General features: G+C 34.9%; 13 protein-coding genes. 4 read left to right on the top strand and 9 right to left on the bottom strand.

The window, feature by feature from the left end; genetic code table 11:
- Positions 1–26: 26 nt before the first annotated feature.
- The 3 genes from QWT87_RS19540 to QWT87_RS19530 all read right to left on the bottom strand — a co-directional run bounded on the left by QWT87_RS19540 (position 27) and on the right by QWT87_RS19530 (position 1,561).
- On the bottom strand, positions 27–770 hold the full coding sequence (locus QWT87_RS19540; RefSeq protein ID WP_302718241.1) for a cell division protein: 744 nt from the start codon (positions 768–770) through the stop codon (positions 27–29).
- A gap of 219 nt (positions 771–989) precedes the next feature.
- Positions 990–1,244 (bottom strand): hypothetical protein, encoded by a 255-nt coding sequence (locus tag QWT87_RS19535; RefSeq protein WP_116096272.1) that lies wholly within the window; start codon positions 1,242–1,244, stop codon positions 990–992.
- A gap of 86 nt (positions 1,245–1,330) precedes the next feature.
- Positions 1,331–1,561 carry a DEAD/DEAH box helicase family protein gene (locus tag QWT87_RS19530; RefSeq protein WP_087711505.1) on the bottom strand — a complete coding sequence of 77 codons (231 nt, stop codon included), beginning with the start codon at positions 1,559–1,561 and terminating at the stop codon, positions 1,331–1,333.
- Between the two features lie 158 nt (positions 1,562–1,719).
- On the opposite strand from QWT87_RS19530, the gene QWT87_RS19525 reads away from it, so the two are divergent.
- On the top strand, positions 1,720–2,019 hold the full coding sequence (locus QWT87_RS19525) for a helix-turn-helix domain-containing protein (protein ID WP_116096268.1): 300 nt from the start codon (positions 1,720–1,722) through the stop codon (positions 2,017–2,019).
- Between the two features lie 209 nt (positions 2,020–2,228).
- Positions 2,229–2,723, top strand: a complete 495-nt coding sequence (locus tag QWT87_RS19520) for a hypothetical protein (RefSeq protein WP_302718238.1) — start codon at positions 2,229–2,231, stop codon at positions 2,721–2,723.
- 20 nt (positions 2,724–2,743) lie between these two features.
- Here QWT87_RS19520 and QWT87_RS19515 read toward each other — a convergent pair whose 3' ends face one another.
- The 4 genes from QWT87_RS19515 to queG all read right to left on the bottom strand — a co-directional run bounded on the left by QWT87_RS19515 (position 2,744) and on the right by queG (position 6,913).
- Entirely contained in the window at positions 2,744–4,042 is a 1,299-nt protein-coding gene (locus QWT87_RS19515) for a cryptochrome/photolyase family protein (protein ID WP_302718236.1), read from the bottom strand.
- A gap of 240 nt (positions 4,043–4,282) precedes the next feature.
- Entirely contained in the window at positions 4,283–4,930 is a 648-nt protein-coding gene (locus tag QWT87_RS19510; RefSeq protein ID WP_302718234.1) for a murein L,D-transpeptidase catalytic domain-containing protein, read from the bottom strand.
- Between the two features lie 6 nt (positions 4,931–4,936).
- Complete coding sequence (locus tag QWT87_RS19505) at positions 4,937–5,620, bottom strand: TIGR02117 family protein (RefSeq protein WP_407933598.1); 684 nt, start codon at positions 5,618–5,620, stop codon at positions 4,937–4,939.
- A 348-nt stretch (positions 5,621–5,968) separates the two neighbouring features.
- A complete protein-coding gene (queG, locus tag QWT87_RS19500) occupies positions 5,969–6,913 on the bottom strand; it encodes a tRNA epoxyqueuosine(34) reductase QueG (RefSeq protein WP_302718231.1) in 945 nt (314 codons plus the stop codon).
- Between the two features lie 120 nt (positions 6,914–7,033).
- On the opposite strand from queG, the gene QWT87_RS19495 reads away from it, so the two are divergent.
- Both QWT87_RS19495 and QWT87_RS19490 read left to right on the top strand, forming a co-directional pair.
- A complete protein-coding gene (locus tag QWT87_RS19495; protein ID WP_076395375.1) occupies positions 7,034–7,333 on the top strand; it encodes a rhodanese-like domain-containing protein in 300 nt (99 codons plus the stop codon).
- Positions 7,334–7,367: 34 nt separating this feature from the next.
- Entirely contained in the window at positions 7,368–7,985 is a 618-nt protein-coding gene (locus tag QWT87_RS19490; protein ID WP_302718230.1) for an HD domain-containing protein, read from the top strand.
- A 105-nt stretch (positions 7,986–8,090) separates the two neighbouring features.
- Here QWT87_RS19490 and QWT87_RS19485 read toward each other — a convergent pair whose 3' ends face one another.
- Both QWT87_RS19485 and QWT87_RS19480 read right to left on the bottom strand, forming a co-directional pair.
- Positions 8,091–8,867, bottom strand: coding sequence for an alpha/beta fold hydrolase (locus tag QWT87_RS19485; RefSeq protein ID WP_302718228.1), 777 nt, complete (start codon positions 8,865–8,867; stop codon positions 8,091–8,093).
- A gap of 17 nt (positions 8,868–8,884) precedes the next feature.
- Positions 8,885–9,874 carry an NAD(P)H-dependent flavin oxidoreductase gene (locus QWT87_RS19480; protein WP_302718226.1) on the bottom strand — a complete coding sequence of 330 codons (990 nt, stop codon included), beginning with the start codon at positions 9,872–9,874 and terminating at the stop codon, positions 8,885–8,887.
- Between the last annotated feature and the right edge of the window lie 42 nt (positions 9,875–9,916).

Raw genomic sequence — 9,916 nt, 5'->3', positions numbered from 1 at the left:
CTTTTATAGGGTAAAAAAAACTATAATTATTGAATATCTATTCCACCAGTACAATTATGAAAATAATTACCCGAAAATAAAATTGGATTTCGAAAAATTTTATTGTTAATTAACAATTGATTTTCCTTAAGCTTAAAATTATTTCCTTTATAAAAAAACTCGCCTCTTTTAAAATAAATTTTATTAGGTACTTCAAAAACAATATCAATAAAAATTTTTCCAGATGCTTGTCTAATAATTAAACGGTTTGCAGTGTACTCAATATCCCAAACGTCGATATTATAAATAACATTATTATTTTCAACTTTTAATAAAACATTATCATTTTCATCACATAATAATATATCTAAAAAAAACTCATTATTATTCAATGAAACTTTAATAATAGGCTGACCCAAAACCTTTAATGGAATATTAAAAATTCCATGACCTTCATCTATAATTTCAAACGTAGATCCGCCAATTAAAATTATAGCACTATTTCCAAAATAATTTAAAAATTCTGGTTTTGTATAACTATTTCTTCGATTATAAGGATCTTTATTATTTTCTTCAATAACTAATGGAGAAAGTAGCTTTCTAGTTTTCAAACTATGATGCATTGGACATAATAAAGTAATTTCTTCAGAAATATGTCTTTTGACGATGGCATATTCTTTCATATGTTCATATTCATAAATAGGGCAACCACAAACTACACAACCAAAACCACATCTTTGTCTAACTTCTCTTTTAACCTCATTTGGAATACCTGGTCTTTGATATTTCATTTTATTAAGTTTTTTCAAATATATTAATAACCTTTTTATTGTTTTATAAATATCAAAGTAATTTTACAATAATCAATTCAAAGTCAAATAATAACCTTCAACCCTAAACAGCAAAAGAGCCTGCCCCAATCTCAGGACAAACTCTTTTTATTAAAATCTAAAAAAACTTTTCTTATATTAAAGTTAGGTTCGGGTAAATTCAAAAACCGGTGAGTGTTATTATTGTACTAAAACATCATTATTTTCAGACTCCTTCATAATATCACGATCTTCGTGTTCTGAAAATTCTTCAAACAATTCGTAGCGAGGTTTTGATAGTGAACTTAAAAAAGTAATGGTTGTAGGATTTCCCTTTTCATTTACTTTTACAACAATAGATGTACAGCAGGGTGAAGCATTGAAATAATTTTCAAACCTTCTGCCGCATTTAAAGCATTCTGTAACAATGATTTCCTGTGTTTCGAAATTTTCCATGGTAAATGTGTGTTTTTTTGTGGAACAGCCCGTTAAAGAGCTAAATATATTTTTTCATCAAATAATTGTGTTTTCAGAATTTAAACTTATGTCTCAGTCTCTACCTGTATCTTATTGAACAAAGAAACTTTGTACAGTGCATCAATAACAGCTTCGTCTTGTAACTTCCTGTTCTTAACTTTTCTTATGTAATCGGGATCTTTAGATTTTTTCAGTAAAATATTTACAGAACCTGTGTAGCGCTTTGGAAGCCATCGATTAATAAAATCAAATGTTTCATTAATACTGTTCTGATAGGGATATATCAATTTGCTCATACAAATAAATATTTTGTTTAACCTTTTTTCGTAATTTTGTGTTTCTCTCTTTGGGAGAATTATGAAACAAATATACAAATATATATTTAAAAACAATAATTAATTGAAATTTTAACAATTATTTATTAATTAAAATTAAAAAGAAGAAATTATTCGATATGAAAATTCACGAGAAGTTACGCGAGTACAGTAAATCAAAAGGAGAAACTTTGAGAGAACTCGCAGACGAATACGGCATGACTCCACAGGCGATCCAGCTTTATTTTGCAGGAAAAAATGCAATCCCACTCAATTTTCTGGTTTGGTACTTAGAAAAACATCCGGATCTGGATCTGTATGCACTTTTTGATAAGAACAGAGAAAGTATTGTTTCTGAGCCGAAAGCACCTTATAATAAAAAAACTAAAAAACAGGAAGTCATAGATCGTATTGTGGAGATTCTGCAAAAAGAAATGTAATATTCTCTAAAGATTAATCATCAAAATACATCAACCGGAAAAATTAACATAAAATAGTCTTTCCGGTTTTTATTTTTCTGTAACTGAGGAAATTGAAGACCGACAGTTCTTTTGGCAATTAAAACAAAATTAGTTTTTCTCTTTTTAACAATTTATTTATCTTCGCACCTCGAAATTTAAAAAACTTTGTCGCTCAAAAAATCACAAATATGACCAATGCTTCTCATAAACTGATTCCTATGACAGATTTTGTCATCGAGTATTATTCCCATGAAGGATATGCAGACCTTCAGACGCTTAAACTCATGAACAATTATGCCAATCTTTTGAAAAAGGAGCTTACTTTGGGAATGTTTGTTCCCGTAGATTCTTCAGGTGAAATCCTGAAAGAACCCAGAAACTACGAATCCTGGAAATCTCTCGAGCACAATTCCAGAAAGAGAAACGACGAAGAAAGCAAGGCCTTCGAAGAATATAAAATCTATCAGAAAGCCGAAAAAAAATGCCTTTTCGAAGGATTTAAAATTGCTTACAACGGATATTCTGTGGTGAGAATCGTCGCTTCTTACAATACTTCAATCGAACTTTCGTTCAATAAAACTGAAAAGACATTCCAAAACTTCAAAGACATTGAATCTCTTACTTTTTTTGATGAAATTTATCTGAACAATGCTGCATTGAAGAAAATTGGTATACAAAAATAGCACTCAATTAGCTTCCGGTTCTACTCTTTTACCGCTTTTCCGTACACTTCCAAGGCTCTTTTTCTGGCAAAGGTATGCTCCACGATCGGTTCTGCATTGATATCCTTTTCGGAAAGCCATGTTTTGATGTATTTTAAATCTTTATCAAATTTTTTCGTCTGCTCTGAAGGATTGAAAACCCTGAAATAAGGCGCCGCATCGCAGCCACATCCTGCAGCCCATTGCCAGTTTCCGTTGTTGGAGGACAACTCGTAGTCCAGAAGTTTTTCTGCAAAATAGGCTTCACCCCATCTCCAGTCGATTAAAAGATGTTTGGTAAGGAAACTCGCAACAACCATTCTTACCCTGTTATGCATAAAGCCGGTTTCGTTAAGCTGCCTCATTCCTGCATCTACAATAGGATAACCGGTTTTTCCGTCACACCATTTTTTAAATTCCCTTTCATCATTTCTCCATTCGATCTTATCATATTTTTCTTTAAAAGACTGGTTCACCACTTTCGGGAAATGATATAAAATCTGCATAAAAAACTCTCTCCAGATCAGCTCATTCAGCCAGACTTCATTGTGTTTCTCTGCAAATTCCACACATTTTCTTACGGAAATGGTCCCGAAACGAAGCGCAATTCCTAAACGGGTTGTATGATCCATTGCCGGAAAATCCCTGTACTGATCGTAATCATCAATAATCTTTTTCTCCAGCGAAGGCTTTTTAAATTCCAGATCTGTTTTTTCAAAGCCTAAATCTTTAAGCGTTAAAAATTTGGAAGGCGAATACTGATGAAATTTTAAAAAATCGACCTCCATTTTTTTGAAGGTAACGGATTTGAAATTTTCTTTCCATTTTCTTGAATAAGGAGTGTAAACGGTGTAAGGTTTTCCGTCATTTTTTACCACATCCTCCTTTTCGAAAATCACCTGATCTTTGAAATCCTGAAATTTAATATCCCTTTTTTTAAGCAGATTCTGTATTTCTTCGTCTCTTTTTATTGCCTGTGGTTCATAATCCCTGTTGCAGAAAACCGTATCGATTTCAAAATCTTTAATCAGTTTTTTAAAAGCTTCAATAGGTTTATCATGAAAAACAGTCAGTCCGCTTTTATGTTTTTTAAGCTCGGTATGAATTTCTTCCAGAGCCTGATAAAAATAATCTACTCTTCTGTCTGATTTATCTTCAAGCTTATCAAGAATTTCCTTATCAAAAATAAAAACCGGAACTACTTTTAAGCCGGCTTCAAGTGCATGAAACAATCCTGTATTATCCTCCAGTCTGATATCTCTTCTGAACCAGAAAATATTTACTTTTTCTTTTTTAGACATAATGATTTGTTAACCCTGTTTTCTCTACAAAAATCAGACTAATTTTTCTAATTGTAAAGAGATTGTATTTAAAAATTTTCATTGACTTATTCCTTTAATCAATATTGAATAACAACAATTAGAAGGCGGTGTTTTAGTTGTGTGCTCTGGGTGACATCTCGAATACTAACCGCAATATTTTTACATTGTCAGGCTGAGCCTGTCGAAGCCTTTATTAGTTAAGGGGACAAGTCAAAATTTTTAATTATAAATCCACATCAGAACAGGCTTTTTAGATTTCTGAAGCATCGGATCTATTTCTTTCATCGCATTATTGGAGATCGTAGGACAACCCCAACCTTCGGGCGAACCTTTCGGGAAGACTTCTTCATCGCTCATCAGATTCCAGGAATGAAAGACGATGAATCTTTTCAGCGCATTGCTGTTGGATTTTTCCAGACCGTGCATGAGATATTTTACATGAATTCCCCAGTCGCTGTAACCTCTCCCCTGAATTTTGTATTTGCCGAGTGATGAAAGATGACTTCCGTCTTCATTGCTGAATGTCGGATGGTCTTTAGATTCGTCACTACTCCACTGGTTTTCTCCGCAACCGTGACCAACCAGATATTTTTTTGAAGCAGAATTCGTTTTAAAATCCCAAACCACCAGTCTTTTCACTCCGGAATGCAGACTCATATCAATCAGAATACAAAAATCTGTATTGAATTGATGGGATTTACAGAATGTAAGCGCTTCTTCGGCTTTCGATTTTGTTTTATTTAAATCAATTTCCGGTTTCTTTTCCTGCTTTGAGATTTCTGTAATCTGTGGCTTGATGGTACTTTTCGCTTCCTGCTTGCATGATAACAGGAACAGAAATGCCGTTATCCAACTTAAAAAATTCACAGAAAATTATTTGTAATGTAAGAAGATTCCGTAATCTGAAGGCGTCCAGAATGCCGCTTTCTGATCCGCCGCTTTCAAAGCATCATTTGCCCAGGTGTTGCAGGTATTCAGGAAACTGTATTTTCCCTGTGCATCGTAGAATGCGTCATTACTTCCGTAAACGGCATTTGTAGGAACAAGATTGTAGTTTCCGTTTTGGTCTTTATCAAATTTAGCATCTACAAAATCTACCAGTTTTTTATACTGATCCTTGCTGATCATAATTTTTTTACAGTCGTCGCCTTCCTTCATGGTTTTATAGAAAGTACAGTGCATTGCCGATTCGCTGAGCCAGAAAGCTGCTTTAAAAGCCGTGGAAAACTTAAGATCTGCCCAAGTCGGAGTGTCGAGATAAAATCCTTTATCTCCCCATCCTACTCCTACATAATTGTAATCTGTACTTTTGGATTTCGTATTGCTGAACGGGATTTTTGTACTCCAGTCCTGTATCGCATTCTTTACAGGCATTACAATATCCGTATGAACGCCGTTGGTATAAATATAAACAGGAATTTCTTTCTTCTGTCCGTCATCCTTCGCTGAAACTTCAATAAATGGTAAAAAGTAACCTAAGGCGACATACAGAACAACAATTCCTACAATAATTCCTATGGCTTTTATAATGAGAAGTAACATCTTTTTCACGTTCATGGTTTTTTAAAGTTAATAAAATTTAATTAATGATTTTTCGCAAAAGTATTTGTTTCAATCGGAATTTTCGCTAAATTTAAGTACCAAATATTCAAAAATATGCACAAAAACATGAAATCCAACAAAAGATTTAAAGTAAGAGTAAAAGTAGCGCCCAAAAGAATACAGAAAAAACGCTAGTTTTTCAGCCGCCTAATTTTCAGAACAAAGTTTTTTGATCTGAACGTTTTTTTAAATTCTTACCCCATTCTTTCCCTCCTTAAAAATTTTATTTAAGGAATGGACGTTCAACCTTCTTACTCTGGAACTTCAAAAATTCCAGATAAGGGTTTATCCGGCAAAATGTAATTATTTTTTCTCTGAGGATTTTTCCAGAAACTCTATATTTCTTTTCAGACCTGCAAATTTTGTTCTTTTAACAGGAGATTTGCGGAAAATCTCGGAAAAAAGCTCCTGCGTGAGCTCCTTCCATTCTCCTTTTTTAAAGTTTTTTAAAGCTTCGTTCGGTTTGAATTTGGTTTGCCGATGAGGTGACGAAAAACGGTTCCACGGACAGACGTCCTGACAAACATCACAGCCAAACATCCAGTCGTCCATCTTGTCCTGAAAATAATCCGGAATGGAGTCTTTCAGCTCGATGGTTGCGTAAGAAATGCATTTGCTCCCGTCAATCAGCTTTTCCGAAACAATCGCGTTGGTGGGACACGCATCAATACATTTCCGACAAGTTCCGCAATGGTCGGTTACGGGATAATCTGCAACAAGTTCCAGATCGCAGATAATTTCGGCTAAAAAATAAAATGAGCCGCTTTGTCTGGTAATTAAATTTGCATTTTTTCCTACCCATCCGATTCCCGATTTTCTCGCCCAGCTTCTTTCCAGAACCGGCGCAGAATCTACAAAAATACGAAATCCGAATTCCCCGATTTCTTCCTGAAGCTCAACAACCATTGAACGCATGATATCTTTGATGACTTCATGGTAATCTTCCGCATACGCATATTTGGAAATTTTAAAGTTTTCGAGAGTGGAAATTTTTTCTTCGGGAAAATAATTGTATGAAAGAGAAATTACAGATCTGGAGCCTTCTACCAATAATCTCGGATCCAGTCTTTTATCAAAATGATTTTCCATGTACTTCATTTCACCGTGAAAGTTATTTTTAAGCCAGTTTTCGAGTGGTTTTGCATCTTCCTCAAGAAAATCTGCTTTAGAAATTCCACAATTCTGAAATCCAAAACTTTTTGCCTTGGATTTTATAAGCTGTGTATATTTTTCTGCGTTTGAAATCATGATTTTATAGTGCAAAACTAATATTATTTTATAAATTTGTTTGAACTTAATTCAGAGAATTGCTTCACAGGCATTTTTCATATACCCGTCAAATAATTTAATTCTAAATATTAATATATTATGTCTTTATCAGAAGTTATAAAATCAGGAAATTATGCATTAATCGACGTTCGTGAACCCATGGAACTGGAAATGGACGGAAACATAGAAGGTGCTAAAAATATTCCTTTGGGAGAAGTGGAAGACAGACAAGAAGAAATCCTGTCTATTGATAAGCCGGTGATTTTGTTCTGCAGAAGCGGAAACAGAAGCGGAAAGGCTTTGGAATACCTTACCTCTCAGGGTTTGAAAGACGGCTACAACGGCGGAGGCTGGGCTGAGCTGAAAGCAAATCTGGAAGCAAATCAGGGAACTTTTTAAAAAGTTCCTTTTTTTTATCTGAAAATTTTTGAAAATGAACCTGAAAGAAAGATTTCTGCAAAATTGTCTTTTATTTACCGAAGATCAAAATCTTATTGGAGATCTGTGGTCTGAAATTGAAAAGAAATATACTAAAAAAGGGAGATATTATCATACTCTTGAGCATCTGGAAAATATGTTTTCCGAACTGGATACTGTAAAAGATGAAATTGAAAATTATCCTGTTCTCTCATTTTCTGTTTTTTACCATGATGTTATTTATGATGCTTCATCAAAATCAAACGAAGAAAAAAGTGCTGAGTTTGCTGCGGTAAGACTGAAAAAACTTAATGTAGACTCTTATTTCATTCAAAAAATCTCGGAGCAGATTATTGCCACCAAATCGCATCATTTGTCTGAAGACAGCGATATCAATTATCTTCTGGATGCCGATCTTTCGATTCTCGGAAAAGATTCTGAAGTATATTTTGATTACACGAAAAAAATCCGGAAGGAATATTCCATCTATCCCGATTTGCTTTATAAACCGGGAAGAAAAAAGGTTTTAAAACATTTTCTGGAGCAGAAGGATATTTTTAAAACCCCGATTTTTAAAGAAAAGTATGAGGATATTGCGAGAAAGAATATTCAGATGGAAATTGATGGGCTTTGATTTTGCATTTATTGACCACCCCGTCAAAAATTCTTTGAATTTTCGCCACCCCTCCAAAGGAGGGGAATATAATGCTGCTTAAATTTCACCAACTATTTTTCAGTATTATCCCTTTATAATTGAGGAGATAAACTCTGTGGATTTTTGCAGAACTGCATCCGGAATTTCTTTGTGCGGTGTATGTCCGATGTTGGGGATGATGAATTTTTCTGCGGTTCCGCTTACCTGAGAAATTGTTTTTTCCACCTGATCCAATGTTCCATACTCATCATTTTCTCCTTGAATAAATAACAAAGGTGAAGTGATATCTTTCAGGAGATATTCAATATTCCAGCTTTTGAATCTGTTGCTTAACCAAATTTCCGTCCAGGCTTTTACTATCATTTCAACTTTATCGCCGTGATATTTTGCCAGACGTTCCGGAAGATTGGTGGTTTTATAAGCTTCAAAAGCATTTTTTACACCTTTTACGGTTATCTCTTCTACGAAAATATGTCCGGCTTCACAAAGAGTTGCGGTGACTTTTTCGGGGTATCTGGCTGCGAAAATCAAGGCAATTGTTCCGCCGTCGCTGTGTCCGAAAAGGATTATATCATTTATATTCAGTTCTTTTAACAGATCATTCAGGAGATCGGCTTCCTGCTCCATATAATTGTTTACTCTTTCACAGGTAAGCATAGGAAAAGATTTTCCATAACCTAAACGATCATAGATCAACACATTACATTGTATCTGCAAAGCCAGTCTTGCCGGAAATTCTCTCCAAAGCTGAGTGCAGCCTAAGGAATCGTGCAAAAAGACGATGGTTGGTTTATTTTCAAAAGTTTTTTGATATTCTGTATAAAGTTTTTTTCCATTGACATTAATAATTCTTCCTTCCATCAACTTTCAGATTAATTTTATAAACTTGGCGTATTGGTTTCGTTAAATTCTTTCAGTAAATTCTGAAAAACGATTTCTACCGGAAGAACTTCATCAATTAAAGCAGAAACCTGCCCGATTTCGAGTTCGCCTTCTTCCATATCGCCTTCGAACATCCCTTTTTTGGCTCTTGCACGTCCTAAAGAAGCGATTAGAGACTCTTTGTTTCTTCCGACGTTGTAGATCTCCTCCAACTCGTTAAAGAACTTATTTTTAACCATTCTTACAGGCGCCAGTTCTTTAAGGGTAAGATGGGTATCTCCTTCCTGAAGTTCTGTAATTTTATTTTTCCAGTTTTCATGAGCGCTTGCTTCTAAAGTAGCTGCAAATCGGGAACCGATCTGAACGCCGTCTGCGCCTAAAATCATGGCTGCTTTCATCTGGGAACCTAAAGCAATTCCTCCTGCTGCAATCAGCGGTTTGGAAATATGTTTTCTTACATTCGGGATCAGGCAGAATGTAGTGGTTTCGTCTCTTCCGTTGTGACCTCCTGCTTCAAATCCTTCCGCAACTACGGCATCTACTCCTGCCTCTTCGCATTTCATGGCAAATTTTGTTGAAGAAACGACGTGTGCAACCTTCAGACCTTCTTTCTGCAAAGTTTCGGTATATGTTTTGGGGTTTCCGGCTGAAGTGAAAACGATCTTCACTCCTTCTTCCAGAATAATCTGAATTACTTCATCCAGATTAGGATACAACATCGGAACATTTACCCCGAAAGGTTTGTCTGTAGCCTGCTTACATTTTTGGATATTTTCCCTTAAAATATCGGGGTACATGCTTCCTGCGCCGATTAATCCGAGACCGCCACAATTGGAAACGGCAGAAGCCAGCTTCCATCCGGAATGCCAGATCATGCCTGCCTGAATGATAGGATATTGTATATTAAAGAGTTGTGTAATCTTATTTTGTTGTGAATTCATCTGGTGAAGCTTTTTTGCTGAATTAAAATCTATGAAACTGCTCATCTTGTAAAAATAATAAAAATAGCGGTTTTCAGAAGATTTTGG

This window comes from Chryseobacterium urinae (assembly GCF_030518295.1).
GTDB lineage: Bacteria > Bacteroidota > Bacteroidia > Flavobacteriales > Weeksellaceae > Chryseobacterium > Chryseobacterium mucoviscidosis.
This window is presented reverse-complemented; position numbering and strand designations above follow the sequence as displayed.

Coding starts and splice junctions, on each gene's coding strand:
- QWT87_RS19540 (WP_302718241.1), bottom strand. CDS start 770: ATGAAATATCAAAGACCAGGTATTCCAAATGAGGTTAAAAGAGAAGTT.
- QWT87_RS19535 (WP_116096272.1), bottom strand. CDS start 1,244: ATGGAAAATTTCGAAACACAGGAAATCATTGTTACAGAATGCTTTAAA.
- QWT87_RS19530 (WP_087711505.1), bottom strand. CDS start 1,561: ATGAGCAAATTGATATATCCCTATCAGAACAGTATTAATGAAACATTT.
- QWT87_RS19525 (WP_116096268.1), top strand. CDS start 1,720: ATGAAAATTCACGAGAAGTTACGCGAGTACAGTAAATCAAAAGGAGAA.
- QWT87_RS19520 (WP_302718238.1), top strand. CDS start 2,229: ATGACCAATGCTTCTCATAAACTGATTCCTATGACAGATTTTGTCATC.
- QWT87_RS19515 (WP_302718236.1), bottom strand. CDS start 4,042: ATGTCTAAAAAAGAAAAAGTAAATATTTTCTGGTTCAGAAGAGATATC.
- QWT87_RS19505 (WP_407933598.1), bottom strand. CDS start 5,620: ATGAACGTGAAAAAGATGTTACTTCTCATTATAAAAGCCATAGGAATT.
- queG (WP_302718231.1), bottom strand. CDS start 6,913: ATGATTTCAAACGCAGAAAAATATACACAGCTTATAAAATCCAAGGCA.
- QWT87_RS19495 (WP_076395375.1), top strand. CDS start 7,034: ATGTCTTTATCAGAAGTTATAAAATCAGGAAATTATGCATTAATCGAC.
- QWT87_RS19490 (WP_302718230.1), top strand. CDS start 7,368: ATGAACCTGAAAGAAAGATTTCTGCAAAATTGTCTTTTATTTACCGAA.
- QWT87_RS19485 (WP_302718228.1), bottom strand. CDS start 8,867: ATGGAAGGAAGAATTATTAATGTCAATGGAAAAAAACTTTATACAGAA.
- QWT87_RS19480 (WP_302718226.1), bottom strand. CDS start 9,874: ATGAGCAGTTTCATAGATTTTAATTCAGCAAAAAAGCTTCACCAGATG.